Genomic DNA, 25,801 nt, shown 5'->3' on the forward strand with positions numbered 1-25,801 from the left:
TCCCCCAGAGAGCTTTTCCTTGGCCCACCCCGCCCAACGCCGCTGGTATCCCCTGGTCTTCGCCATTGCTGCGCTGGTCCTGTTGCCCCTCAGCGTTTTGCTGTTGTCATGGCAAACCATCGATCATCAAATCTGGTCCCACCTCTGGGACACCCAGATGCCGCGCCTGCTGGGCAACACCCTGACCCTGGTGCTCGGCGTCGGTATCGGCGTGACGCTCTTGGGTGTGAGCCTCGCCTGGCTCACCAGCCTCTGCGAATTCCCCGGTCGGCGTTGGCTGGACTGGGCGCTGATGCTGCCTTTTGCGATTCCGGCTTATGTACTGGCATTCGTCTTCGTCGGCCTGTTGGATTTCGCCGGCCCCGTGCAAACCCTGTTGCGCGAATGGTTCGGCACGGGTTTGAGGTTGCCGCGCGTGCGCTCCACCGGCGGCGTGATTCTGGTCCTGGTGCTGGTCTTTTACCCCTACGTTTACCTGTTGGCGCGAACCGCGTTCCTGGCGCAGGGCAAAGGCCTGATGGAAGCGGCGCGCGTCCTGGGGCAATCCCCGTGGCAAGCGTTCTGGCGAGTTGCGCTGCCCATGGCGCGCCCGGCCATCGGCGCTGGCGTGGCGCTGGCGCTGATGGAAACCCTGGCGGATTTCGGTGCGGTGTCGGTGTTCAATTTCGACACGTTCACGACCGCCATCTACAAAACCTGGTACGGATTTTTTAGCCTCTCCACCGCCGCGCAACTGGCCAGCCTGTTGCTGCTGGTGGTGATGGTCGTGCTGTACGGCGAGCGTCGTGCTCGCGGGGCCAACCGGGCGAGTAACGAACGACCTCGGGTCAAGGCGCTGTATCACCTGCGCGGTTTCAAGGCGTTGGCGGCCATGAGTTGGTGCGGTCTGGTGTTCGCCTGCGCTTTCGTCATTCCAGTGCTTCAACTGGCGGTGTGGTTCTGGCAGCGCGGGCGCTTCGACCTGGATGAGCGTTACGCGGGGCTGATCGTCCATACGTTGTACCTGGGCGGCATGGCGGCGCTGATCACCGTCAGTGTTGCTTTAGTGCTGGTGTTTGCCCGACGTCTGGCCCCGACCCGAGCGATCCGCTCCGGCATCAGCCTGGCCAACCTCGGCTACGCCTTGCCGGGTTCGGTGCTGGCGGTGTCGATCATGCTGGCGTTCAGTTACCTGGACCGCGAACTGGTGATCCCGTTATCGGGTTGGTTGGGCGGCGCCGGCAAGCCATTGTTGCTGGGCAGCCTCTCGGCGTTGTTGCTGGCCTATCTGGTGCGTTTCATCGCGGTGGCTTATGGACCGCTGGAAAGCAGTCTGGCGCGAATACGGCCATCTTTGCCCGAAGCGGCACGTAGCCTTGGCGTCAGTGGGCCACGACTGTTTTTCAAAGTGTATCTGCCGTTATTACTGCCAGGAACGTTGAGCGCTGCGTTGCTGGTGTTCGTCGATGTGCTCAAGGAAATGCCCGCGACCCTTCTAATGCGCCCGTTTGGCTGGGATACGCTGGCGGTGCGCATCTTCGAAATGACCAGCGAAGGCGAGTGGGCGAGGGCCTCGTTGCCGGCCCTGACTCTGGTTTTGGTCGGCCTGCTACCGGTCATCGGATTGATTCGACGTTCAGCGCATCGAAACGCCTAGGTGCCAGTCCTACACCTTGAGGCTACAATGCGCCGCATTCGGTGCGGTCCGTCCTACAGACCAGGTAGCTGAAATCGGCTGAAAGCCTTTTATTTCAAGGCTTTCACCCCGTGCAGCACCGGCCCGCACCTTCGCCACGCCCGGAAGGAGAAACCCATGGGACAGCGCACGCCTCTGTATGACCTTCATCTCGCCCTCGGCGCGAAGATGGTCGATTTTGGCGGTTGGGATATGCCTTTGCATTACGGCTCGCAGGTCGAGGAACACCATCAGGTGCGTCGCGATTGCGGGGTTTTCGATGTATCCCACATGACCGTGATCGATGTCAGCGGCCCTCAGGCCAAGGCCTGGCTCCAGCATTTGCTGGCCAATGACGTCGAACGTCTGCACAGCCCTGGCCGTGCCTTGTACAGCACCATGCTCAACGAGCGCGGCGGCATCGTCGACGACATGATCGTCTACCGTCTCGACGAAGGTTATCGGCTGGTGGTCAATGCCTCCACCCGTAATCAGGACCTCGCCTGGATGCAGGCTCACCTCGATGGTTTCAAGGTGCGGCTCAACGAGCGCTCCGAGCTGGCGATGCTGGCTATTCAAGGCCCCCAGGCCCGGCACAAAATCTCCGAACTGGTGACCCAGTCCCGCGGCAACCTGATTCAGATGCTCAAGCCCTTCGAAGGCCAGGCCGATGGTGACTGGTTCATCGCGCGCACGGGTTACACCGGCGAAGATGGCCTGGAAATCGTTCTGCCGGCCAATCAAGCGCCAGGATTCTTCAACGATCTGGTGGGCGCGGGCATCTCGCCGATCGGCCTCGGTGCGCGCGATACTCTGCGGGTCGAAGCCGGTATGAACCTTTACGGCCAGGACATTCACCAAGACGTTTCACCACTGGCCTCCAACATGGCCTGGAGCATTGCGTGGGAACCGGCCACTCGCCAGTTCATCGGTCGCAGCGCTCTTGAAGCCGAGCGGGCGGCTGGCGTGCAGCACAAACTGGTCGGTCTGGTCCTTGAGGAGCGTGGGGTTTTGCGCGCTCATCAAGTGGTCCGCATCGCCAATGTTGGCGAAGGGGAGATCACCAGTGGTAGTTTCTCTCCTACGCTTAGCAAGTCGATAGCACTGGCGCGCGTGCCGATGGCAACAGCCGACCGCGCAGAAGTGGAAATCCGTGGCAAGTGGTACCCGGTCCGAGTGGTCAAACCGACCTTCGTACGCCATGGCAAAACCTTGATCTAACCTTTTCTGGCGGGCAACGACCGCTGACAATTCTCTTGAGGACACAGAACATGAGCGATATTCCTGCCGACCTGCGTTTTGCCGAAAGTCACGAGTGGGCCCGTCTCGAAGCCGATGGCACCGTCACTGTGGGCATCAGCGATCACGCTCAGGAAGCCTTGGGCGACGTGGTGTTCGTTGAGCTGACCGAAGTCGGAACAGTCTTCGCTGCCGGTGATCAATCCGGTGTGGTGGAGTCGGTTAAAGCCGCTTCGGACATCTACTCCCCGGTTGCCGGTGAAGTGATTGCCATCAACGAAGAACTGAGCGCTAACCCTGAGCTGCTCAACTCCGACCCGTACGGTGCCTGGATCTTCAAGCTCAAGCCAAGCAACGCTGGCGATCTGGACAAGCTGCTCGACGCGGCAGGCTACAAGGCCGCCATCGGCGAATAATCTTCGTCTTGCGAAATCCATGTGGGAGCGAGCTTGCTCGCGAAGGCGGTGTATCAGTCAACATTCATTTCGACTGATACACCGCCTTCGCGAGCAAGCCCGCTCCCACAGGTTCTATGGATTTAGTACGGACTTCACCGCTGCGACTGACCGCTCGACATCCGCTTTAGTCATGGCGGTAAACATCGGCAGCGAAACAATCAGGCGACCGACCCGTTCGGCCACCGGAAACATCCCTTCCTTGAACCCGCGCTCGCGGTAAAGGCTCAGCAGGTGAATCGGCGGATAGTGATAGCCGATACCGACGCCCAATGCCTGCATCTGCTCCATGAAGGTAGCCCGTGCCGGTTGGCCATCCCTGCGCTCAGGCAGCACCAGCTGAAACAAATGCCAATTGCTGTTCTCGAAATCCGCCGGGGGCAGTTGAGCCCCGTACAACGCTTCGAAATCCTCGCCAAAACAAGCGAAATAATGCTTGGCCAGTTCACGGCGATGAGCAGTGATTGATTCGATGTGAGCAAATTGCCCCAGACCAATGGCCGCTGCAACGTCGGTCATGTTGAACTTTCCGCCCAGCACATCAACGTCCAGTCCATCGAAGCCGCTGCGGGTGACGCCCTGTAAACGGTACTTTTGCGCCAGTCGAACTTCCTCGGCATTGTTCAATACCAGGCAACCGCCCTCTGACGAGGTGACGTTTTTGTTCGCCTGGAAACTGAAGGACACGAAATCGCCGGTCGAGCCAATGCGCTGGCCGTTCCAGCTCGAACCCAAGGCTTGCGCGGCGTCTTCGACAATCCGTAATCCGTGTTTTTTGGCGATCGCATACAACCGGCTCATGTCCACTGGCAAACCGGCGAGGTACACCGGAATGATCGCTTTGGTGCGCGGGGTGATTGCCGCTTCCAGCTGATCCAGGTCGATGTTGCGGGTGATCGGGTCGATGTCGGCAAACACCGGCGTGGCGCCGACTTCCAGAATGACGTTGGCGGTGGCCACCCAGGAAATCGGCGTGGTGATCACTTCATCGCCCGGTCCGACCCCGGCAATGCGCAGGGCGATTTCCATGGTGCAGGTGCCGGAATTGAAAGTGAGCACCGGGCGCCCGCCAAAAAACTCCGAGAGTTGTTGTTCAAAGGCCTGGACCTTGGGGCCGCTGGTAATCCAGCCCGAGCGCAATACGTCGCCAACAGCGGCAATCGTCGCTTCGTCGATGGTGGGTTTGGAGAAAGGCAGGAAAGGCAGTTGATTCATGAGTTCAGAAATCCGATCGGCGGATATTAGGCGTGCGCCGAGCATGATGATCCGGATTGGTCGACGGCGCCACGCCATCCGCTCGGGTATCGACTGCTATGCTGGTTTGACCGTGTTGCATCGACGTTGAGCGCCAGTCAAGAGAGAGCCCGTCATGTCCCAGTTGCCGTCCTTGAGCCAGTTACGCGACCCCAATGCCTTCCTTCGCCGCCACCTCGGGCCCGATGCCGCCGAGCAACAGGCGATGCTCGACAGCCTCGGCCTCGGCAGCCGGGTCGAGTTGATCGAGCAGACGGTGCCGCCGGGAATCCGCCTGAACAGGCCGCTCGACCTGCCGCCCGCGCTCGACGAAGAAGCCGCGCTGGCCAAACTGCGCGGTTACGCCGAGCAAAACCAGGTCTGGACCAGCCTGATCGGTATGGGCTACCACGGCACCCTCACGCCCACCGTCATTGTGCGCAACGTGCTGGAAAATCCCGGTTGGTACACCGCGTACACACCGTATCAACCAGAGATCGCCCAAGGCCGGCTCGAAGCGCTGCTGAACTTCCAGCAATTGACCATCGACCTCACGGGCCTGGAACTGGCCAATGCCTCGCTGCTGGACGAAGCCACGGCGGCGGCGGAAGCCATGGCACTGGCCAAGCGTGTCGCCAAGTCCAGAAGCAATCTGTTCTTCGTCGACGAAAACTGTCACCCGCAGACCATTTCCGTGGTGCAGACCCGAGCAGAAGGGTTCGGCTTCGAGCTGATCATTGACACTGTGGATAACTTGAAACAGCACCAGGTGTTCGGCGCGCTCCTGCAATATCCCGATACCCACGGCGAGATCCGCGATCTTCGTCCCTTGATCGATCATCTGCATGCTCAGCAAGCCTTGGCGTGTGTCGCCACCGACCTGCTGAGTCTGCTGTTGCTGACGCCGCCGGGGGAGTTGGGCGCCGACGTGGTATTCGGTTCATCTCAGCGTTTCGGCGTGCCCATGGGTTACGGTGGGCCTCACGCGGCGTTTTTTGCCAGTCGCGATGAGTACAAACGGGCGATTCCCGGGCGGATCATCGGCGTGTCGAAAGATGCTCGCGGCAACGTCGCTTTGCGCATGGCCCTGCAAACCCGCGAGCAACATATTCGCCGGGAGAAAGCCAACTCGAACATTTGCACTGCTCAGGTGCTGCTGGCCAACATTGCCAGTTTCTATGCGGTCTACCACGGTCCGGAAGGGCTCAAACGCATTGCCCAGCGCGTCCATCGGCTGACCAGCATCCTCGCCGCTGGCCTTGAGCGCCACGGCATCACCCGCCTCAACACACACTTTTTCGACACGCTGACGCTGGAGGTCGGTGGTACTCAGACGGCAATCATCGAAAGTGCCCAGGCGGCGCAGATCAACCTGCGCATTCTTGGACGCGGGCAGTTGGGGCTGAGCCTCGACGAAACCTCTGACGAATCCACCGTCGCGAAGTTGTTTGATGTGTTCCTCGGTTCCGATCATGGGCTCAACGTCGACGAACTGGACGCTGAAGCCCTTGCTTCCGGTATTCCCGCAGGTCTGCTGCGTACCTCGCCTTATCTGCGCCACCCGGTGTTCAGCGCCCATCACAGCGAAACCGAGATGCTGCGCTACCTCAAGCAACTGGAGAACAAGGACCTGGCGCTCAACCAATCGATGATCCCGCTGGGCTCCTGCACCATGAAACTCAATGCCACCAGCGAGATGATTCCGATCACGTGGCCGCAGTTCGCCAACCTGCACCCGTTTGTGCCGAAAGAGCAGGCGGTCGGTTATTCGCTGATGATCGAAGAGCTGGAGCGCTGGCTCTGCGCGATTACCGGTTTCGATGCGATCTGTATGCAACCCAACTCCGGCGCCCAAGGCGAGTACGCCGGGTTGCTGGCGATCCGCAAATATCACGAGAGTCGTCATGAGGGCGCGCGGGATATCTGCCTGATCCCGTCCTCGGCCCACGGCACCAACCCGGCGTCGGCACAAATGGCCGGCATGCGGGTGGTGATCGTCGAGTGCGACGAGGCGGGCAACGTTGATCTGGATGACCTCAAAGGCAAAGCCGCAGAGGCCGGAGACAAACTCGCCTGCCTGATGGCGACGTATCCTTCGACCCACGGCGTGTACGAGGAAGGCATCAGCGAAATCTGCGAAGTTATCCACAGCCACGGCGGCCAGGTGTACATGGATGGCGCCAACCTCAACGCTCAGGTCGGACTGGCGCGCCCGGCGGACATTGGCGCCGACGTGTCCCACATGAACCTGCACAAGACTTTCTGCATTCCCCACGGGGGCGGCGGGCCGGGCATGGGGCCGATTGGTGTGCGCGCGCATCTGGCGCCATTCGTGGCCAATCACCCGGTGGTACCGATCGACGGGCCGCTGGCGCAAAACGGTGCAGTCAGCGCGGCGCCCTGGGGCAGTGCGAGCATCCTGCCGATCAGCTGGATGTACATCGCGATGATGGGGCCGCAATTGGCGGATGCCAGTGAGGTGGCGATCCTCGCCGCGAATTACCTGGCGCAGCATTTGTCTGGGGCGTTTCCGGTGCTTTACACCGGGCGCAACGAGCGGGTGGCTCACGAATGCATTCTTGACCTGCGGCCACTCAAGGCGCTGACCGGGATCAGCGAGGAGGACGTCGCCAAGCGCCTGATGGACTATGGCTTCCATGCGCCGACCATGTCATTTCCGGTGCCGGGGACGTTGATGGTGGAACCCACCGAAAGTGAATCGAAGGCGGAGCTGGACCGGTTTATCGGGGCGATGCTGAGTATCCGCGCGGAAATCACCGAGGTGCAGAACGGCAACTGGCCGGCCGATGACAACCCACTGAAACGTTCGCCGCATACCCTGGCAGATATCACCGGGGTTTGGGAGCGGCCCTACAGCATCGAGCAGGCAGTGACGCCGGATGCTCATACCAAGGCGCATAAGTACTGGCCGGTGGTGAACCGGGTGGACAATGTCTACGGTGACCGCAATCTGTTTTGCGCTTGCGTGCCGGTGGATGATTACCGCTGACCTCCCGGGAAACACCAATCGAGTGTGGGAGCGGGCTTGCTCGCGAAAGCGTACTGACAGTCGACATCAATGTTGAATGTTATGGCCCCTTCGCGAGCAAGCCCGCTCCCACAGGGTTTTGTGTCAGGCAAAAAAATGCCGCTCATGGGAGCGGCATTTTTGTTCAGCAGTAAATCTTATTCCGAAGCGACGGCATTCTTCGCCAGGATCGCGTTCGCCAGTTCCATGTCCGTGGCCTGCAGGCCAGGGTTGTCGGCGCGGACTTTCTGCATCGCGGCCTCCAGGTATGGACCGCGAATGCCGCCGTCACTGGCGACAAAGCTGCCAGCATCGTCCTGGGCGGCAACGATCAGCTTGTGATCCTTGAAGGTCAGGTAGGTCGAACCGGTGGTCGCACCGGATGAGATGACGTTACGCCAAAAGCTATCGGCCATCGCCGAACCGACAGGAAGGGACAACAAGGCGATGGTAGCGACAGCAAGTTTGAGACGCATATTGGGTGACTCCACTGGGTTAACTACGGCGTTTGATTGCCAATCCCCCAATCGAGTTCCATGACGGCCGCGCCTACTTTTGTTCGCTCTGCGGCGTTACTCGCAGCACCTCCTCAATCGTCGTCAAACCCGCTGCGACTTTTTGCGCTCCTGACAATCGCAAACTGCGCATGCCTTCCTTGAACGCCTGACGCCGCACCGCAAGCAAATCGGTGTCGGGGTTGATCAGCGCTTTGACGCCGTCCGTCAGCTGCATGATTTCGTAGACCCCGGCGCGGCCGCGGTAACCGGTATCGCGGCATTCAAGGCAACCGATGGCGCGATGTGCGTTGTTCGGCAACGGTGCCTGCCAGGGCCGGGTCAAGGTTTGCCAGTCTTCCTCACCCAGGGTCAGAGGCGCCTTGCAATGCGGGCACAAGGTGCGGACCAGGCGCTGGGCCATGACGCCGAGCACCGTGGCTTTGATCAGGTAATGCGGCACGCCCAGCTCCAGCAAGCGGCTGATCGCGCTCGGCGCATCGTTGGTGTGCAGCGTCGACAGCACCAAGTGGCCAGTGAGCGCAGCCTGGATCGCCATTTCAGCGGTTTCCAGATCGCGGATCTCACCGATCATGATGATGTCCGGATCCTGTCGCATCAGTGCGCGCACACCGGCGGCGAAGGTCAGGTCGATGTTGTGTTGGACCTGCATCTGGTTGAACGCCGGCTCGACCATTTCGATCGGGTCTTCGATGGTGCAGAGGTTGACCTCCGGCGTCGCCAGTTTTTTCAGGGTGGTGTACAGCGTGGTGGTCTTGCCGGAACCGGTCGGGCCGGTGACCAGAATGATGCCGTTGGGCTGGGTCGTCATGTCCTGCCAGCGGCGCAAGTCATCGGCGGAGAAGCCCAACTGATCAAAGTCCTTGAGCAGCACCTCCGGGTCGAAGATCCGCATGACCATTTTTTCGCCGAACGCGGTCGGCAATGTCGACAGCCGCAGCTCGACTTCGCCACCGTCCGGGGTTTTGGTCTTGACCCGGCCGTCCTGGGGTTTGCGCTTTTCCGCGACGTTCATCCGCCCGAGGCTTTTCAGGCGGCTGACGATCGCCATGGTCACTTGCGGCGGGAATTGATAGACGTTGTGCAGCACGCCATCGATGCGAAAGCGCACCGTGCCTTGTTCGCGCCGCGGTTCAATGTGGATATCGCTGGCGCGCTGCTGGAACGCGTACTGGAACAACCAGTCGACGATGTTGACGATGTGCGCGTCGTTGGCGTCCGGTTCCTGGTCGCTGGCGCCGAGGTTGAGCAACTGCTCGAAGTTGCCCAGCGTGTTCATCTGCTGATCGGCATTGGTCGCGCCGCTGACCGATTTGGCCAGGCGGAAAAACTCCACGCTGAAGCGCTGGATGTCGACCGGGTTGGCCACCACACGCTTGATCGGCAGTTTCAGCACGTGGGTCAGGTCGGCTTCCCAGCCGGTGACGTAGGGCTGGGCGCTGGCCACGGTGACTGCGTCGCGGTCGATAGACACCGCAAGAATCTTGTGGCGCTGGGCGAAGGCGTAGGACATCAGCGGCGTAATCGCCGCCACGTTGATTTTCAGCGGGTCGATACGCAGATAAGGCTGGCCGGCCTGCTGCGACAGCCAAAGCGTCAGGCTTTCCAGGTCGAGGTGTTTGCCGGGACGGCTGAGATCGTCCAGGAGTTGGCTGGCGATGAATTCCAGCGGGTGCATCTGGCCATTGGCAGCGTGACGGCGTCGAGCATTGAGCGCGTGTTCGGCCGAGTCCTGACTGATGAAACCTTGGGCGACCAGTTCACGCAGCAAATCATTGAGATCCAGCCAGCGGTCCTGAATGGCAAGTTGAACGGACATGCGGGCTCCTCATGAACAACAGTTCGCAAAGGATAGTCGCGGAGCCGTAGACCGTTGGGCCACTACCCGACGAAGCCGTGTCGAGTTTTTTCAGCCCGCCGCCTGAGCCGGTTCATTCCACGCGCAATCAGCCGCTTGCAGCTCAACCGAACAGACGCTGATCAGGTTACGTAATTTTTCCGCGATCACCTGGGCGCGATGCCAGCTCAGGCCGTCCATCACGATGTCGATCGACAGCAGATCGTCCATCCGCTGCACGTTGACCTGTTGCGGCGTCAGAAACTGCAAAGCGAACAGGTTGAGCGCCCGGCACAGCAGATCCGGTTCGGCCTCGGCCAGCATTTGATAGTGAACGCGGCAGTGGGCGTTGCTGACGTTCCAGACATCGGCGCGGGTGTGCGGGGTGTTGACGGCTTCTAGATGCGGCATGGTCGGTCTCCAAAATCACTGGAGGAATTTTTACATTCGGTGCGGGGCATTTCTTATCTATGATTGGGCTTATTGGCGATTTTTTGAATTGCTTGATTCGGTAAGTTATCAATCAAAGGTTTTTTTATGCACAGCGAGCTGGATGGCTACGACCGCAAGATTCTCGCGTTGCTGCAAGAGGACGCTTCACTTTCCAGTGCGCAGATTGCGGAACAGGTGGGGTTGTCGCAGTCGCCATGCTGGCGGCGGATTCAGCGGATGAAGGAGGAGGGGATCATTCGCGGGCAGGTGACCTTGCTCGACCGGAAGAAAATTGGTCTGAACACGCAGATCTTCGCTGAAATCAAACTCAACGCTCACGGGCGTTCCAACTTCACCGAATTCACCGAGGCGATTCGCGGCTTTCCCGAAGTGCTGGAATGTTATGTGCTGATGGGGTCGGTGGATTTTTTGCTGCGGATTGTGACGGCGGACATCGAGGCGTATGAGCGGTTTTTCTTCGAGAAGCTGTCGATGGTGCCGGGGATTCAGGAGGTGAACTCGATCGTGGCGTTGTCGGAGATAAAGTCCACGACGAGTTTGCCGGTCTGAGGTTTTGCGGTGACAGTGCTGGCCTCTTCGCGAGCAAGCCCGCTCCCACATGAGATTTTCAGTGGACACAGAATTTGTGTACGACCGAGATCAAATGTGGGAGCGGGCTTGCTCGCGAAGGCGGTATCACATACGCAGCAGCATCTTCCACGCACGATTCTGATACACCGCAATCGCCTGCTGTTTGCGCGCATCCAGCGATTCATCGGTGATCGGCTCGTTCGCCAATTGAGCAAGCTGTTTCAGCTCACCGTACAGGCGATCCATTTCCGGGATGTCCAGCACGCTGCGGGCGTGGTGCAGCCAAGCCTGGATGCGCTCGATGCGCGGCAGTTGCTCGGCCAGGTCTTCCGGCTGTTGCTGATAACGCTGCAGTTGCAGGGAAGTCGCTTCCTCGCCCAACAAACGCGGCAACCAACTGCCCAATTGCGCAGCGCCCTGGCGATTGCCACGGACGTTGCGATCGGCAGCCCAGGAGCGGGCCAGCAACCAGCGCGAAGTGTTCAGCGAGAACAGGCCCCAACGCGGGTCTTCCAGTTCTTCGAGGAACTGCTCCGGCGCGGCTTTGCGCACGTCTTCGTCGTCGACACCGGCTTGCACCAGCGGACGCCAGTCTTCGAGCAAGGCATCCAGCGCGATGCGCAGATCGTGCGTCGACTGACGTGGGGCGGCTTGACCCAGGCTGCTCAGCAGCGCGCGCAATTCAGCCAGGTTTTCGACCCAATCCTGCAACAGGCGCCAGTGGCCGTTGAAACGATACTGCTCGGCCAGGCGCTGGCTGCTGCTCAGCAAGTGCCAACTCAGCGCGGCGAAAGCGTCGTCCAGCGGGGTTTCAGCGCTGATCTGCGGCGCCGGCAGGCTCAACGAATAGCTGTTGGCGTCGTACAAGCGATAACCGCGCTCGGCCTTGCTGATGTCACACGGCATCAGGGCCAGGGTCGCGGCCAGTTCGGCGGCCAGTTCCAGCAGAGCGGCCGGCTCGCCTTCGCGCAGTTCAAGTTCCAGCTCGCAGATTTCTTCTTTCTGCTTGCCGACCACCACGTGGCCTAGGTCCAGCGCAGCTTCGATGACCACTTTGGTCTTGCCACGGCCCCAAGCAATTTCAGCGCGTTCGCGGACGAAATCGGTGGTGAAAATCGCCTTCAGGGTTTTCTTGTCCAGCTCGGCCAATTCTTCCGGCCAGCATTCGCCGTCGAGTTTCTTCACGTCAAGCTTGGCTTTGGGCAGGTTCCAGTCGTATTCGTTACGCACGGACAGACCAGCAACGCTCTGGCCGCGGGTCTTGAGGGTCTGAATCACTTCTTCGCCGTCGCGGCGCAGGCGCAGGGCAACCTTGGCGCGGGCCAGGTCGCGCTCAGGTGTGTCGAAGTACTGGTTCATCAACTCACGGCGTTCCCAGCCACTTTTGTTGCGTTTTTTCAGGAGCGGGTGCTCGCGCAGGGCAGCGAGAGTTTCTCGGCTGACGCGGAGTTTGATTTCGGTTTCTTTCTGCATGGCCGGAAAATCCAGGATCGGGAGCGCAGCCGGGGGGAATGTGTGGCTGCCAAGGTCGTGCAGTGTACAGCACTGACCTGAGATAGGGCCGCGGCGGTTTATTCCTGTCGCCGGATGGTTCTATGATGGAGTTCAAATCGGGAGTTGGGAGTCAGCGATGCCTTTGCCATCCATGAAAGATCAGTTCGCTGCGCTGATCGCTGCGCCGTCCGTCAGCTGTACGCAGGCCAGCCTCGATCAAACCAACCGTCCGGTGATTGATTTGCTGGCGACGTGGCTCGGCGATCTGGGTTTTACCTGCGACATCCAGCAGGTCAGCCCCGGCAAATTCAACCTGCTGGCCAGTTTCGGTTCCGGCCCCGGTGGCCTGGTGCTGGCCGGTCACAGTGACACCGTGCCGTTCGATGGCGCGCTGTGGCAGACCGATCCGCTGAAGCTGACCGAAGTCGACGGTCGCTGGGTGGGTCTGGGCAGTTGCGACATGAAGGGCTTTTTCGCGCTGGCCATCGAAGCCGTCATACCGCTGCTCGATCAGCCGTTCAAGCAACCGCTGTTGATCCTTGCTACCTGTGATGAAGAAAGCTCGATGTCCGGCGCTCGTGCCTTGGCCGAAGCCGGGCGTCCGCTCGGTCGTGCGGCGGTGATCGGCGAGCCGACCGGGCTGAAACCGATCCGCATGCACAAAGGCATCATGATGGAGCGCATCGACATCCTCGGTCAGAGCGGCCACTCCTCGGATCCGCGCCTCGGCCACAGCGCCCTCGAAGCCATGCACGATGCCATCGGTGAGCTGCGTGGTTTGCGGTTGGCGTGGCAGCGAGAGTTCCGTAATCCGCAGTTCAGCGTGCCGACGCCGACCCTGAATTTCGGCTGTATCCATGGCGGCGATAACCCCAACCGCATTTGCGGCCAGTGTTCGCTGGAGTTTGATCTGCGCCCATTGCCGGGCATGGACCCCAATGCCCTGCGTGCGGAGATTCTGCAGAAGCTCAAGCCCATTGCCGAGTGGCATCAGGTGAAGATCGATTACGCGCCGCTGTTCCCCGAAGTGCCGCCGTTCGAGCAGGCCGAGGATGCAGAATTGGTCCGGGTCGCTGAAAAGCTCACCGGCCATCGTGCCGAAGCAGTGGCGTTCGGCACCGAAGCGCCTTATCTTCAGCGTCTTGGCTGCGAAACCCTGGTGCTCGGCCCTGGCGACATCGCCTGTGCGCACCAACCGGGGGAATACCTCGAAATGTCACGTTTGCAGCCTACGGTGCATCTATTACGTCAACTGATTGAACATTACTGCCTGACACCGGCCAATACGCCTGTGAGTTAAGCGCAGTTCATGTGGGAGCGGGCTTGCTCGCGAAGTCGGAGTGTCAGTCACCATCAGTGTCGACTGTTACACCGCTTTCGCGAGCAAGCCCGCTCCCACAGGTTCTGTGTTTTGGCTAACTAACGGTATAAATTGCCGATGTCCCAACCCGTATCTATGAGGAGAGCGCGCGTGTCGCCAAGCCTGTTCCGACGATAACCATCAGCCCGCTGTGCGTTTTTCTGTTTCGCCCATTTTTTGGCTGCTATTTATTACAGGCCCAGGTTCATGCCCGAATACGTTAATTGGCTTCGTCACGCTTCGCCTTACATCAACGCCCACCGTGATTGCACCTTCGTCGTCATGCTGCCCGGCGACGGCGTGGAGCACCCGAACTTCGGCAATATCGTCCACGACATGGTGCTGTTGCACAGCCTGGGCGTGCGATTGGTGCTGGTGCACGGTTCCCGTCCGCAAATTGAAACCCGCCTCGCTGCGCGCGGCCTGACCCCGCATTACCACCACGGGATGCGCATCACCGATGCCGCAACACTGGAGTGTGTGATCGATGCGGTTGGCCAGTTGCGCATCGCCATCGAAGCGCGACTGTCGATGGACATGGCTTCATCGCCGATGCAGGGCTCGCGTCTGCGGGTGGCCAGCGGCAACCTGGTGACCGCACGGCCGATCGGCGTGCTTGAAGGCGTCGATTATCACCACACTGGCGAAGTGCGTCGGGTCGACCGCAAGGGCATCAATCGCCTGCTGGATGAGCGTTCCATCGTGCTGTTGTCGCCACTGGGTTACTCACCGACCGGTGAGATTTTCAACCTCGCCTGCGAAGACGTCGCCACTCGTGCGGCTATCGATCTGGGGGCGGACAAGCTGCTGCTGTTCGGCGCCGACCTGGGTCTGATCGATGAAAACGGTCGCCTGGTTCGTGAGTTGCGTCCGCAACAAGTGCCGGCGCATCTGCAGCGCCTGGGCAGCAACTATCAGGCAGAGCTGTTGGATGCGGCCGCTGAGGCCTGCCGCGGCGGTGTGGCTCGCAGTCATATCGTCAGCTACGCCGAAAACGGTGCGCTGCTGACCGAACTGTTCACCCGAGACGGTGGCGGTACGCTGGTGGCCCAGGAGCAATTCGAGGTTGTGCGCGAAGCGGCGATCGAAGACGTTGGTGGTTTGCTGGATTTGATCAGCCCGCTGGAAGAGCAGGGCATTCTGGTGCGGCGTTCCCGCGAGGTGCTGGAGCGTGAGATCGAGCAGTTCAGTGTGGTCGAACGCGAAGGCATGATCATCGCGTGTGCGGCGCTGTATCAGATTGCCGATTCGGATGCGGGGGAGTTGGCGTGTCTGGCGGTGAACCCGGAGTATCGCCATGGCGGTCGTGGTGATGAACTGCTGGAGCGCATCGAAACCCGCGCCCGGGCGCAGGGGCTGAAAACCTTGTTCGTACTGACGACCCGGACTGCTCACTGGTTTCGCGAGCGTGGGTTTGTGCCGAGCAGCGTAGAGCGCCTGCCATCGGCGCGGGCGTCGCTGTACAACTATCAGCGTAATTCGAAGATCTTCGAAAAAACCCTCTGACTTGATCGTTCCCACGCTCTGCGTGGGAATGCCTCAACGGACGCTCCGCGTTCGGCTGTTGTGGGGACGCAGAGCGTCCCGGGCTGCATTCCCACGCAGAGCGTGGGAACGATCATTAATCCTGCACAAACTTCGCGCTGACATACGGCGAATAATCCGGCAGCACCGTTTCAACCTTCCCTTGCTCCTTCAAGAACTTCGCCGTCTCGCCAATCGCCTTGGCCGTGCCGCCGTCCAGCAGCGCGGTGGTCTGTTGGGCTTTAGCATCCGGGAACGTGGAACCGGCCAGCAACTCCGGCACATCGACGGCATTGGCACCGGTCAGTTTGGCGATTTTTTGCACCGGTACCGAGTCAGCGGTCCAGCTGTCTTTATGTGCGGCATAGTCGGCGAACGAGTCCAGCGTGACCTTGGCGAATTTGGCCACAACCTCTGGGTGCTTCTCGGCGTAATCCTTGCGCGCGACCCAGACCTCGAAGGTCGGAGCACCCCATTGGCCAACCTGTGCCGCGTCAGTCAAGGTCTTGCCGGTCTTGCGAATTTCCCCCAGCGCGGGTGACCAGACAAACGCACCATCGATGTCACCACGCTTCCAGGCTGCCGCGATTTCCGCCGGTTGCAAATTCACTACTTTGACTTTCGAGGCATCAAGGCCCCAGTGCTTCAGCGCACCCAGCAAACTGTAGTGGGAGGTTGAAACGAAGGGTGTGGCGATGGTCTTGCCGATCAGATCTTCCGGTTTATCAATGCCGCTGCCGTTGCGCACCACGAGTGCTTCAGCGGCGTTGATCTGGGCGGAAACAATGAACGCAACGATTGGCAGATTGCGCGAAGCAGCGGCTGCCAGCGGACTGGAGCCGAGGTTGCCAATCTGCACATCGCCGGAAGCAATGGCCGTAACCACTTCCGGGCCGCTATTGAAACGACGCCAGTCAATTTTCTGGCCTATGGTTTTCTCGTACAGTCCGTCTGCCTGGGGGACTTTGCTGGGGTCGATGCCGGTTTGATAACCGATCGTGAGGTTCGCCGCGTGAGCGCTAAAAGATATTATTAGCGATACACAAACTGTAACAATTGAACCGGATAGTGCGCGTTTGGTCGTCATGGCGCTGCCTTTCGATAGGGATTGATCGTGAGTTGCATCAAAGCTAATCGATCTAAAAAAAGGCTAACAAATACCCTTTAGGAATTAGCTTATGAGCCGGTGCCGCGTCCCGGTTCAATGGGAAAGTGCAGAGCTAAATTCCTAAACGGTATGAAAAATAATTGGGTGATTCTTTTTGGGCTTATGGCCCGGCAAGGAATGAATTTACTGGGGATTAGACTATGGTCGTAGACACACAAAGTTACGATTGACTTGTGAGTCACGGTCTGGCGCTAATCGCGCATCTTAGGATCTCGGGCATCGAGCCGAGGCCAGGAACACAAGAATTAGAAACGATAGGAGCGAAACAATGAACAAGTCGACCTTGGCGTTGGCCGTGGCTGTTGGGGTTTTGGCGCAGCAGGCAGGCGCCGCCGGTTTCCTGGAAGACAGCAAGGCTTCCGTCAGCTCTCGCACCATGTATTACGACGCTGATATGCGTGAAGGTCCGAGCGTTGCTAAAAACAGACAGCGAGAAACCGCTGAGGGGCTCAAGTTCGATTACCTGTCCGGTTTTACCCAAGGTACTGTTGGTTTCGGTATCGACGCCCAGGCACTGGTCGGTATCCACCTGGATGGCGGCAAGGGGCATCACCCTAGCGGTAACGACAACTCATTCTTCCCTAGCGATTCCGATGGTTCGGCGGCGAATGAGTGGAGCCGTTTAGATGGTAACGTCAAGGCCCGCTTCTCGAAAACCGAGGCCCACTTAGGTGGCGCTCTGGCACCTAACTTGCCGATCCTGATCGCGAACGACAGCCGTTTGCTGCCACAGACCTTTGACGGTGGCACCATCACCTCGAAGGAAATTGACAATGTGACCTTCAACTTGGGTCAACTGGAGCACGCGTCGGGTCGCGCCTCCTCCAACAGAACTGGCCTGGCAGTGGCTGGCGGTACTCAGGACAGCAACAAATTCCAATACGCTGGTGCTGACTGGAAGGTCACCAAAGACCTCATGCTGCAGTACTACTATGCGAACCTGGAAGACTACTACAAGCAGAACTTCCTCGGCCTGGTGCACGTTTACCCGATCGCCCCTAACCAATCCTTCAAGACCGACATTCGCTATTTCGATAGCAGTTCTGACGGTAAGAACGGCGATGTGGGCTACCGCTTCAACAACAACAACGGCTTTGCCAAGAACCCGGGCGAGGTTGATAACAAGACCTGGAGCGCCATGTTCACCTACACCCTGGGTGGCAACGCGTTCCTGCTCGGGCACCAGCGTGTCAACGATGACGGCGGCTTCGTTTTCTTGAACCAAGGCAGCCTTGTCGATGGCGGTCGTCCAGAAGGTGCCGGCGGCGCCAGTTTCTACTCGTTTACCGACGCCACGGTTGGCAGCTTTATCCGTGCCGGTGAAAACACCACGTTCGGTCAGTACTCCTATGACTTCGCCTCACTGGGCGTGCCGGGTTTGAAAGCTTCGATTGCGTACTTGAATGGTCAAGACATCAAGGCTACCAACGGTACTGGTAAAGACCTGAGTGAGCACGAGACCGACGCGCGTATTGACTACGTGATTCAAACGGGTGCACTTAAAGGGTTTGGTACAACACTGCGTCACGGTACCTACCGTGGCAACACCAGCACCTTTGATCAAGACCAGACCCGTCTGATCTTCAACTACACCTACAGCTTCTTGTAATAGCCATCAGAAAAAGCCTCGCCCGCCGGCGAGGTTTTTTTTTGTGTTTTTTCAATATTCCAAATAGAGCTTATGTAGTAATTTTTTATTCTTTTTAGCTTTTAAGCCAATCGCCTAAAGTGAGTGGCTTATGAGCCGATACCTTGTGTCCCGACTCAGAGTAATAGCGCGTAGCTATATGCCTGAATGGCATGAAAAATGATGAAATAATTCTTTTTGTGTTTATCATGCGGGCCAAAATCACAGGGTCAGGCCATCGCCGTAGTCACACGGTCTGGCACTAACCGAGCATTTCAGGATCCAGGGCATTCGACCCAGGACCTCAAGAATTAGAAACGATAGGAGCGAAACAAATGAACAAGTCCACCTTGGCCCTGGCTGTGGCCGTAGGGGTTTTGGCGCAGCAAGCAGGCGCCGCCGGTTTCATCGAAGACAGCAAAGCTACTTTGGGGCTGCGTAACTTCTACATCAATAACGATAACCGTGACTCTGACGCTGGTACCGCCAAGGTCAAGGCCAACGGCGTTCAAAGCAAGAACGAAGAATGGGGCCAAGGCTTCGACCTGCGCTTCATCTCCGGCTACACCCAAGGCACCGTTGGCTTCGGTATCGATGCTATCGGCCTGCTGGGTGTGCGTCTGGATTCGGGCGGCGGCACTAACGGCGCCACTTCGACTTCTTACGGCGGCACTGTTTTCCCAAGCAAGTCCAACGGCGAAGCAGTTGATAACTTCTCCAGCCTGGGCCTGACTGCCAAAGCCAAGATCTCCCAGACCGAACTGAAGTTGGGCACTCTGCAGCCAAAACTGCCAGTTATCGTGACCAACGATGGCCGTCTGCTGCCGCAAACCTTTCAAGGTGGCCAGATCACCTCGAACGAAATCAAAGACCTGACACTGGTCGGTGGTCAGATCGAGCACGCCAAGGGTCGTAACTCCAGCAACAACGAAGAGTTGTCGATTGCTGGTGCGAACTCTCCCACCGCTTCCGGTCGTGACAGCAACAAGTTCATCTACGGTGGTGGCGACTACAAGATCACCAAAGACCTGACTGCCCAGTACTACTACGGCAACCTGGAAGATTTCTACAAGCAGCACTTCCTGGGTCTGGTTCACAACTGGTCGATCGGTCCGGGCGTACTGAAGTCTGACTTCCGTTACTTCAACAGCCGTGACGATGGCGCCAACGGCCATGAGTCCGCCTATTTCACCACGGGTGATTACGGTACGGGCATCACCAAAGGCAAAGTCGACAACAACCTGTATAGCGGCCTGTTCCTGTACTCGGTTGCCGGTCACACCTTCGGTGGCGGTTACCAGGTCAGCAACGGTAACAGCGATTTCCCTTGGTTGAACCAGGGTGATGGCTCGTCGGCTTACCTCACTACCGACTCGCAGATTGCCAAGTTCGCTCGCGCCGGCGAACGTACCTGGCAAGCTCGCTACTCGTATGACTTCGCCAAGCTTGGCCTGCCAGGCGCAACTGCCGGCATCGTTTACCTGCGTGGCGATAACATCGACACCACCGGTAAAGTGGGTGCTGCTCAGACTAGCGTCAACGCAACCGGCCGCTCCGAATGGGAACGCGACCTGACCCTGGCGTACGTAGTCCAGGAAGGCGCACTGAAAAACCTGGGCTTCACATGGAAAAACGCCATGTGGCGTAACGACATCCCGGGCCAACGCGACCAGGACGAAAACCGTCTGATCGTCAGCTACTCGATCCCGCTGTTGTAATAGCACTCGCGTAACTGAAATAAAAAGCCCCGCCCGGCATCTCGCCGGGCGGGGCTTTTGCGTTTTCGAGTCAGGCTCACCCCCGTAAACCCTCCTCGAAATTTCCCTCTTTGTGCAGCAACTCAAGGCCTTCTCGAACCTTGTGGGCGATGGTCGTCCCGATCGTCGCCGAGGTCCAGTGAACACATTTTTAATATTCATTTAAGATCTAAACAAATCGATATTTATTCTTTTTAATGAATAAGAAATGCAGGCACAGTTGACCTCAACAAGCACTCACCAGGAGCAGCACCATGAGCCTCAGACTGGGCGATATCGCCCCCGACTTTGAACAGGATTCCAGCGCCGGCACCCTCCGTTTCCACGAATGGCTGGGCGATAGCTGGGGCGTGCTGTTTTCCCATCCGGCAGACTTCACCCCGGTGTGCACCACCGAGTTGGGCTTCACTGCCAAGCTCAAGGACGAGTTTGCCCAGCGTGGTGTGAAAGCCATTGCTCTGTCCGTGGACCCGGTGGACTCGCACCACAAGTGGATCGAAGACATCAACGAAACCCAGAACACCCTCGTCAACTTCCCGATTCTTGCCGACGCCGACCGCAAGGTCTCGGACCTCTACGACCTGATCCATCCGAATGCCAACGACACCCTGACCGTGCGTTCGCTGTTCGTGATCGACCCGAACAAAAAGGTACGACTGACCATCACCTACCCAGCGAGCACCGGCCGTAACTTCCATGAAATCCTGCGGGTGATCGATTCGCTGCAACTCACCGACAACTACAAGGTGGCCACCCCGGCCAACTGGCAGGACGGTGATGAAGTGGTGATCGTGCCGTCGCTCAAGGACGAAGACGAAATCAACAAACGCTTTCCCAAGGGCTATCGCGCGGTGAAGCCGTACCTGCGCCTGACGCCACAGCCCAACAGATAAACCATCAATTGCGGTGCGGCTGAAGCCGCCTTCGCGAGCAAGCCCGCTCCCACAGTTGACCGCATTCCAATGTGGGAGCGGGCTTGCTCGCGAAGACGGCCGGCCAGGCACCGCAGAATCCAGATTGAACCGTATCCACAAAGCAGGGGATTTCAGGTCGTTTTTACGGCCTGTTTTTTTGGTGCGCCCAGCATGGGCGCAATCTTGTGGGTGAAAGTCCCGCCGTGAGCTGACCACAGTGAATGAAGTGAAACGCAACTGCATGAGGGCGACCGAGTGTGGGGAGGAAGCGTGGAGCGAAACCGCGAGCCGATGAACAAGAACCGGATATAAGGCGATGTCGACCAGGGTGAGCGGGCCAATAACCGCGAAACTCTTGTGGTCAAAGGACGGCAGCGTAGATCCGGCGGTTGTGCGGGGAAGGATTGCGTTCTTACCTGGGGAGATCTCGCCTCGCGCCTGAAAGGGCGACGGCGCCAGCCGGAGCGAGAAGTCAGCAGAGGCCGTAGTAGTCTTCTTTTTTTTTTGACGAAGGGCCGAACGAGAGAAAGCGTTATAGGCCATGTTGATGCGAGAAACCGGAAGTCAGATGCCTGCCAAACGCGGGGCGGATGGAGATAGCGAGCGGTGAAACCGTGAGAAGTCCCATCAGCGACGAGGTCAATCGCCCGCAAGATGAACCCGATAACGCAGGGCAAGGGCTGCTGGAATGGGCCTTTGCGAGAGAAAACCTGAAGCGGGCGTGGAAACGGGTCAAGGCCAACAAGGGGGCAGCGGGCGTCGATGGTCTGGACATTGAACAGACCGCCGAACACTTGCTGACCCAGTGGACGGCGATTCGTGAACAGCTTCTTTCAGGTGTCTACCGGCCCAGTCCGGTACGACGTGTGGTCATTCCCAAACCTGACGGCGGTGAGCGCGAGTTGGGTATCCCAACGGTCACCGACCGCTTGATCCAACAAGCGCTGCTGCAAGTCTTGCAGCCACTCCTCGATCCGACTTTCAGTGAACACAGCTACGGTTTTCGTCCGGGGCGCTGCGCGCAGGACGCCGTTTTGGCGGCTCAGCGCTACGTGTCCTTGGGTCGAAAAGTGGTGGTGGATGTGGATCTGGAGAAATTCTTCGATCGGGTCGATCACGACATTCTGATGGATCGTCTCCGTAAACGGATCGCGGATCGGGCGGTAATCCGACTGATCCGCGCCTATCTGGATGCGGGAACGCTGATCAATGGCGTGATCGAGAAAAGCCGTTGCGGGGCGCCGCAAGGCGGCCCGCTGTCGCCGTTGCTGGCGAATGTGCTGCTGGACGAAGTAGATCGCGAGCTTGAACGCCGAGGCCATTGTTTCGTGCGCTATGCCGACGATGCGAATGTGTATGTTCATAGTCAAAAGGCGGGGCAACGGGTGATGGCTTTGCTGACGCGTTTGTATGAAAAGCTGCACCTGAGCGTCAACACGAGCAAGAGTGCAGTGACGAGCGCATTCGGTCGCAAGTTCCTGGGGTATGCCTTTTGGCCCTACCAAGGTGAAGCCAAGCGAGCCGTCTCATTCAAAGCGCAGCAGCGATTCAAGCAGCGGATACGCGAATGTACCCGACGCTCAGGCGGTCGTAGCATGCAGCAAGTCGTGAACGGCCTGCGTCCTTATCTGCTGGGTTGGAAAGCTTACTTTGGATTGTCGCAAGCCCCGCGAGTCTGGCGAGAGCTGGACGAATGGATACGACATCGACTCCGAGCTATCCAACTCAAACACTGGAAGCGTGGAACGACGATCTACAGAGAGCTGCGAGCACTGGGTGCGCGCGAGGAAAGCGCACGCAGAGTTGCGGGAAACTCGCGCAGTTGGTGGCGTAACAGCCGTATGGAAATGAACCGAGTGCTTGATATTGCATGGTTCGACCGCTTGGGACTACCACGTCTCTCCTGACCTCAATCTCTCGAACCGCCCGGTGCGGACCCGCATGCCGGGTGGTGTGGCAGGGGTACGGACTATGAAGTCCGTCCCCTATGCCGATCCCGGAAAAAGTCATTTCACATAGAACTATAAAGAATAACTAAATGAATAAATATGATTTATGGATATAACAATCACCTGTTAAGGTCAATTCCATCAAAGCGAGATCGCAAACCGCGAATCGCCAACACCGTTCAAGGAATCGTCTGAATGCTGGTTGTCTCACTCGGTGGAAGTCCCAGCCAACGCTCCCGTTCCGGGGTGCTGCTGGAGCGCTCCCAACGCTGGTTGCAGGAGCAAGGTGTGGAAGTGGTGAGTTACCAGGTGCGGGACTTCCCGGCCGAAGACTTGCTGCATGCACGCTTCGACAGCCCGAAGGTGATCGACCTGCTGCAACAGATTGAAAACGCCGATGGCCTGCTGATCGCCACGCCGGTCTACAAAGCGTCGTTCTCCGGCGCATTGAAAACTGTGTTGGACCTGCTGCCCGAGCGTGCCCTGGCCCACAAGGTGGTGTTGCCAATGGCCACTGGCGGCAGCATCGCTCACATGTTGGCGGTGGATTACGCGCTCAAGCCAGTGTTGTCGGCGTTGAAAGCCCAGGAAATGCTCCACGGGATTTTCGCCGTAGACAGCCAGATCGCTTACGGCGAAGGCAGCGTCCAGGCGCAGTTGGCACCGGAGCTGGAAGAAAGACTGAATGAATCACTGGAGCTGTTTTTCAGCGCCATGGCCCGACGGCCCAAGCCGATCGATCCGAACCTGTTGAATGAACGTTTGTTGAGTGCTCGCTGGAGCATTTAAGCCTTACCCCAATTTGAAGTACTCACCTTACTCAGCCGCCAACGGCCAAGCAGGTGCAGCCAAAACCCAACAGCAAATAGGAGAGCGCTATGCGCACTGTCATTTTGCGTCGTGGTCTGGTCGCTCTGTTTGCTGCGGCTGTGTCCTTCGGCGTTATTTCTCAAGCACAAGCCGAGACGTTGCGAATCGGCTATCAAAAATACGGCACTTTGGTGCTGCTCAAAGCCAAAGGCACACTCGAAAAACGCCTCGCCGCTCAAGGCGTGGACGTGCAATGGACTGAATTTCCCGGCGGCCCGCAACTGCTCGAAGGCCTGAACGTCGGCTCCATCGACTTCGGCGTTACGGGTGAAACTCCACCGGTATTCGCTCAAGCAGCCGGCGCCGATCTGCTCTATGTCGCCTACGAACCACCAGCGCCGCACAGCGAAGCGATCCTGGTGCCGAAGGACTCGGCGATCAAATCGGTGCAGGACCTCAAGGGCAAGAAAGTCGTCCTGAACAAAGGCTCCAACGTTCACTACCTGCTGGTCCGCGCATTGGAAGATGCCGGCCTCAAATACACCGACATCCAGACCGTATTCCTGCCGCCGGCCGATGCCCGCGCCGCGTTCGAACGTGGCAGCGTCGATGCCTGGGTGATTTGGGACCCGTACCAGGCCGCCGCCGAACAACAGCTGCAGGCACGCACCCTGCGTGATGGCCAAGGCATCGTCGACAACCATCAGTTCTACCTCGCGACCAAGCCATACGCGCAGAAAAATCCTGAGGTGATCAAGACCCTGGTGGAAGAAGTGCGCGCCGTCGGCGAATGGTCCAAGGCCAATCCCGAAGACGTGACCAAACAAGTTTCGCCACTGATTGGCCTGCCAGCGGACATCACCCTGACCTCGATGAAACGCCAAGGCTACGGTGCGCTGTTCCTCACACCTGAAGTGGTCGCCGCGCAACAGAAAATTGCTGACACCTTCTATCAGCTCAAGCTGATTCCAAAGCCGCTGAGCATCAAAGACGTGATCTGGACGCCACCGGCGGCCGTTGCCCAAGCGCAGTAATTCGATTTCCTAAGGAGTCCACTCCATGAGCCTCAATATCTTCTGGTTCCTGCCTACCCACGGTGACGGCCATTACCTTGGCACCGCCGAAGGCGCTCGCGCCGTCGACCACGGTTATCTGCAACAAGTCGCGCAAGCGGCGGATCGTCTGGGCTTCGGCGGGGTGCTGATTCCTACGGGGCGATCTTGCGAAGACTCGTGGCTGGTGGCCGCGTCGCTGATCCCGGTGACCCAGCGTTTGAAATTCCTTGTCGCCCTGCGCCCCGGGATCATTTCCCCGACGGTGGCCGCGCGTCAGGCCGCGACGCTGGATCGCCTGTCCGGCGGCCGTGCGCTGTTCAACCTGGTAACCGGCGGTGATCCGGAAGAATTGGCCGGCGACGGTTTGTTCCTGACTCACGAAGAGCGCTACCAGGCCTCGGTGGAATTCACCCGCATCTGGCGCCGCGTGCTGGAAGGCGAAACCGTCGATTACGACGGTCAGCACATCAGCGTGAAGGGAGCCAAATTGCTCTACCCGCCGATCCAGCAACCGCGTCCGCCACTGTACTTCGGTGGTTCTTCGGAAGCGGCGCAAGACCTCGCGGCAGAGCAGGTCGAAATGGTCCTGACCTGGGGCGAACCGCCGGCCGCCGTTGCCGAGAAGATCGAACAAGTACGCGCCAAAGCCGCGAAGCTTGGGCGCACCGTGCGCTTCGGGATTCGATTGCATGTGATCGTTCGTGAAACCAATGCCGAAGCCTGGCAAGCGGCGGATCGGCTGATCTCTCATCTGGACGACGACACCATCGCTCGCGCCCAGGCTTCTCTGGCGCGCTTCGACTCGGTGGGTCAGCAACGCATGGCCGCGCTGCATGGCGGCAGCCGTGACAACCTGGAAGTCAGCCCCAACCTGTGGGCCGGCGTCGGTCTGGTGCGTGGCGGTGCGGGTACAGCATTAGTGGGCGACGGTCCGACCGTGGCCGCTCGCGTGAAGGAATACGCGGACCTGGGCATCGACACGTTCATCTTCTCCGGTTACCCACACCTGGAAGAGTCTTACCGCGTCGCCGAATTGCTGTTCCCGCACCTGGACATCGAACGTCCGGAATTGCCGAAAAGCGCCGGTTACGTCAGCCCGTTTGGTGAGATGGTCGCCAACGACATCCTCCCCAAAGCCGCGTCGCAGAGCTGAGGCGCG

20 protein-coding genes are annotated in these 25,801 nt (G+C 59.0%); 14 read left to right on the top strand and 6 right to left on the bottom strand.

The genetic code is table 11. The features are described 5' to 3' along the window. Window positions 1-19 precede the first annotated feature (19 nt). The 3 genes from ASC74_RS01855 to gcvH all read left to right on the top strand — a co-directional run bounded on the left by ASC74_RS01855 (window position 20) and on the right by gcvH (window position 3,309). Window positions 20-1,636 (top strand): ABC transporter permease, encoded by a 1,617-nt coding sequence (locus tag ASC74_RS01855; protein WP_056738798.1) that lies wholly within the window; start codon window positions 20-22, stop codon window positions 1,634-1,636. A 156-nt stretch (window positions 1,637-1,792) separates the two neighbouring features. Then, window positions 1,793-2,875 carry a glycine cleavage system aminomethyltransferase GcvT gene (gcvT, locus tag ASC74_RS01860; RefSeq protein ID WP_056738801.1) on the top strand — a complete coding sequence of 361 codons (1,083 nt, stop codon included), beginning with the start codon at window positions 1,793-1,795 and terminating at the stop codon, window positions 2,873-2,875. Window positions 2,876-2,925: 50 nt separating this feature from the next. Beyond that, complete coding sequence (gene gcvH / locus ASC74_RS01865; protein ID WP_033060614.1) at window positions 2,926-3,309, top strand: glycine cleavage system protein GcvH; 384 nt, start codon at window positions 2,926-2,928, stop codon at window positions 3,307-3,309. 114 nt (window positions 3,310-3,423) lie between these two features. Here the strand turns inward: gcvH and ASC74_RS01870 are convergent, their stop codons facing one another. Beyond that, window positions 3,424-4,563, bottom strand: coding sequence for a DegT/DnrJ/EryC1/StrS family aminotransferase (locus ASC74_RS01870; RefSeq protein ID WP_056738803.1), 1,140 nt, complete (start codon window positions 4,561-4,563; stop codon window positions 3,424-3,426). A gap of 154 nt (window positions 4,564-4,717) precedes the next feature. Between ASC74_RS01870 and gcvP the strand changes: the two genes are divergently transcribed. Further along, window positions 4,718-7,591, top strand: a complete 2,874-nt coding sequence (gene gcvP, locus ASC74_RS01875) for an aminomethyl-transferring glycine dehydrogenase (RefSeq protein ID WP_056738805.1) — start codon at window positions 4,718-4,720, stop codon at window positions 7,589-7,591. Between the two features lie 176 nt (window positions 7,592-7,767). Here the strand turns inward: gcvP and ASC74_RS01880 are convergent, their stop codons facing one another. The 3 genes from ASC74_RS01880 to ASC74_RS01890 all read right to left on the bottom strand — a co-directional run bounded on the left by ASC74_RS01880 (window position 7,768) and on the right by ASC74_RS01890 (window position 10,372). After that, window positions 7,768-8,085, bottom strand: a complete 318-nt coding sequence (locus ASC74_RS01880) for a DUF2388 domain-containing protein (protein WP_010466645.1) — start codon at window positions 8,083-8,085, stop codon at window positions 7,768-7,770. A gap of 73 nt (window positions 8,086-8,158) precedes the next feature. Beyond that, window positions 8,159-9,943 carry a GspE/PulE family protein gene (locus tag ASC74_RS01885; RefSeq protein ID WP_056738807.1) on the bottom strand — a complete coding sequence of 595 codons (1,785 nt, stop codon included), beginning with the start codon at window positions 9,941-9,943 and terminating at the stop codon, window positions 8,159-8,161. 90 nt (window positions 9,944-10,033) lie between these two features. Beyond that, a complete protein-coding gene (locus tag ASC74_RS01890; RefSeq protein ID WP_056738809.1) occupies window positions 10,034-10,372 on the bottom strand; it encodes a hypothetical protein in 339 nt (112 codons plus the stop codon). Window positions 10,373-10,498: 126 nt separating this feature from the next. On the opposite strand from ASC74_RS01890, the gene ASC74_RS01895 reads away from it, so the two are divergent. Further along, window positions 10,499-10,963: an Lrp/AsnC family transcriptional regulator gene (locus ASC74_RS01895; protein ID WP_046045137.1), complete on the top strand. Its 465-nt coding sequence runs from the start codon at window positions 10,499-10,501 to the stop codon at window positions 10,961-10,963. A 126-nt stretch (window positions 10,964-11,089) separates the two neighbouring features. On the opposite strand, the gene ASC74_RS01900 is transcribed toward ASC74_RS01895, so the two are convergent. After that, entirely contained in the window at window positions 11,090-12,457 is a 1,368-nt protein-coding gene (locus tag ASC74_RS01900) for a CYTH domain-containing protein (RefSeq protein WP_056738811.1), read from the bottom strand. A 157-nt stretch (window positions 12,458-12,614) separates the two neighbouring features. Between ASC74_RS01900 and argE the strand changes: the two genes are divergently transcribed. Further along, window positions 12,615-13,778: an acetylornithine deacetylase gene (gene argE, locus ASC74_RS01905; protein ID WP_056738814.1), complete on the top strand. Its 1,164-nt coding sequence runs from the start codon at window positions 12,615-12,617 to the stop codon at window positions 13,776-13,778. 267 nt (window positions 13,779-14,045) lie between these two features. Further along, entirely contained in the window at window positions 14,046-15,344 is a 1,299-nt protein-coding gene (gene argA / locus ASC74_RS01910) for an amino-acid N-acetyltransferase (RefSeq protein WP_046045140.1), read from the top strand. Between the two features lie 115 nt (window positions 15,345-15,459). On the opposite strand, the gene tauA is transcribed toward argA, so the two are convergent. Continuing rightward, window positions 15,460-16,449, bottom strand: a complete 990-nt coding sequence (tauA, locus tag ASC74_RS01915) for a taurine ABC transporter substrate-binding protein (protein ID WP_056738816.1) — start codon at window positions 16,447-16,449, stop codon at window positions 15,460-15,462. Between the two features lie 349 nt (window positions 16,450-16,798). Between tauA and ASC74_RS01920 the strand changes: the two genes are divergently transcribed. The 7 genes from ASC74_RS01920 (at window position 16,799) to ssuD (ending at window position 25,795) form a co-directional block, all read left to right on the top strand. Further along, a complete protein-coding gene (locus ASC74_RS01920; protein ID WP_056738817.1) occupies window positions 16,799-18,139 on the top strand; it encodes an OprD family outer membrane porin in 1,341 nt (446 codons plus the stop codon). A 353-nt stretch (window positions 18,140-18,492) separates the two neighbouring features. Next, a complete protein-coding gene (locus ASC74_RS01925; RefSeq protein WP_056738819.1) occupies window positions 18,493-19,875 on the top strand; it encodes an OprD family porin in 1,383 nt (460 codons plus the stop codon). A 293-nt stretch (window positions 19,876-20,168) separates the two neighbouring features. Further along, on the top strand, window positions 20,169-20,807 hold the full coding sequence (locus ASC74_RS01930) for a peroxiredoxin (protein ID WP_046053759.1): 639 nt from the start codon (window positions 20,169-20,171) through the stop codon (window positions 20,805-20,807). Window positions 20,808-21,418: 611 nt separating this feature from the next. After that, window positions 21,419-22,735, top strand: coding sequence for a group II intron reverse transcriptase/maturase (ltrA, locus tag ASC74_RS01935; RefSeq protein WP_201784082.1), 1,317 nt, complete (start codon window positions 21,419-21,421; stop codon window positions 22,733-22,735). 237 nt (window positions 22,736-22,972) lie between these two features. After that, on the top strand, window positions 22,973-23,566 hold the full coding sequence (gene ssuE / locus ASC74_RS01940; protein ID WP_008150435.1) for an NADPH-dependent FMN reductase: 594 nt from the start codon (window positions 22,973-22,975) through the stop codon (window positions 23,564-23,566). A gap of 89 nt (window positions 23,567-23,655) precedes the next feature. Continuing rightward, entirely contained in the window at window positions 23,656-24,621 is a 966-nt protein-coding gene (locus ASC74_RS01945; RefSeq protein WP_056738821.1) for a sulfonate ABC transporter substrate-binding protein, read from the top strand. A gap of 25 nt (window positions 24,622-24,646) precedes the next feature. Further along, window positions 24,647-25,795, top strand: coding sequence for an FMNH2-dependent alkanesulfonate monooxygenase (ssuD, locus tag ASC74_RS01950; protein ID WP_008026018.1), 1,149 nt, complete (start codon window positions 24,647-24,649; stop codon window positions 25,793-25,795). The last annotated feature ends 6 nt before the right edge of the window (window positions 25,796-25,801 follow it).

Origin of the sequence: Pseudomonas sp. Root329, assembly GCF_001424925.1 — a bacterium.
GTDB classification, from domain to species: Bacteria; Pseudomonadota; Gammaproteobacteria; order Pseudomonadales; family Pseudomonadaceae; genus Aquipseudomonas; species Aquipseudomonas arabinosi.

Bases quoted from the DNA above. Each gene is read 5' to 3' on its own strand.
- ASC74_RS01925 (WP_056738819.1), top strand. From the start codon at position 18,493: ATGAACAAGTCCACCTTGGCCCTGGCTGTGGCCGTAGGGGTTTTGGCG.
- gcvP (WP_056738805.1), top strand. From the start codon at position 4,718: ATGTCCCAGTTGCCGTCCTTGAGCCAGTTACGCGACCCCAATGCCTTC.
- ASC74_RS01885 (WP_056738807.1), bottom strand. From the start codon at position 9,943: ATGTCCGTTCAACTTGCCATTCAGGACCGCTGGCTGGATCTCAATGAT.
- argE (WP_056738814.1), top strand. From the start codon at position 12,615: ATGCCTTTGCCATCCATGAAAGATCAGTTCGCTGCGCTGATCGCTGCG.
- ltrA (WP_201784082.1), top strand. From the start codon at position 21,419: ATGGAGATAGCGAGCGGTGAAACCGTGAGAAGTCCCATCAGCGACGAG.
- gcvT (WP_056738801.1), top strand. From the start codon at position 1,793: ATGGGACAGCGCACGCCTCTGTATGACCTTCATCTCGCCCTCGGCGCG.
- ssuE (WP_008150435.1), top strand. From the start codon at position 22,973: ATGCTGGTTGTCTCACTCGGTGGAAGTCCCAGCCAACGCTCCCGTTCC.
- ASC74_RS01890 (WP_056738809.1), bottom strand. From the start codon at position 10,372: ATGCCGCATCTAGAAGCCGTCAACACCCCGCACACCCGCGCCGATGTC.
- ASC74_RS01900 (WP_056738811.1), bottom strand. From the start codon at position 12,457: ATGCAGAAAGAAACCGAAATCAAACTCCGCGTCAGCCGAGAAACTCTC.
- argA (WP_046045140.1), top strand. From the start codon at position 14,046: ATGCCCGAATACGTTAATTGGCTTCGTCACGCTTCGCCTTACATCAAC.
- ASC74_RS01870 (WP_056738803.1), bottom strand. From the start codon at position 4,563: ATGAATCAACTGCCTTTCCTGCCTTTCTCCAAACCCACCATCGACGAA.
- ASC74_RS01930 (WP_046053759.1), top strand. From the start codon at position 20,169: ATGAGCCTCAGACTGGGCGATATCGCCCCCGACTTTGAACAGGATTCC.
- ASC74_RS01895 (WP_046045137.1), top strand. From the start codon at position 10,499: ATGCACAGCGAGCTGGATGGCTACGACCGCAAGATTCTCGCGTTGCTG.
- gcvH (WP_033060614.1), top strand. From the start codon at position 2,926: ATGAGCGATATTCCTGCCGACCTGCGTTTTGCCGAAAGTCACGAGTGG.
- ASC74_RS01945 (WP_056738821.1), top strand. From the start codon at position 23,656: ATGCGCACTGTCATTTTGCGTCGTGGTCTGGTCGCTCTGTTTGCTGCG.
- tauA (WP_056738816.1), bottom strand. From the start codon at position 16,449: ATGACGACCAAACGCGCACTATCCGGTTCAATTGTTACAGTTTGTGTA.
- ASC74_RS01920 (WP_056738817.1), top strand. From the start codon at position 16,799: ATGAACAAGTCGACCTTGGCGTTGGCCGTGGCTGTTGGGGTTTTGGCG.
- ASC74_RS01880 (WP_010466645.1), bottom strand. From the start codon at position 8,085: ATGCGTCTCAAACTTGCTGTCGCTACCATCGCCTTGTTGTCCCTTCCT.
- ssuD (WP_008026018.1), top strand. From the start codon at position 24,647: ATGAGCCTCAATATCTTCTGGTTCCTGCCTACCCACGGTGACGGCCAT.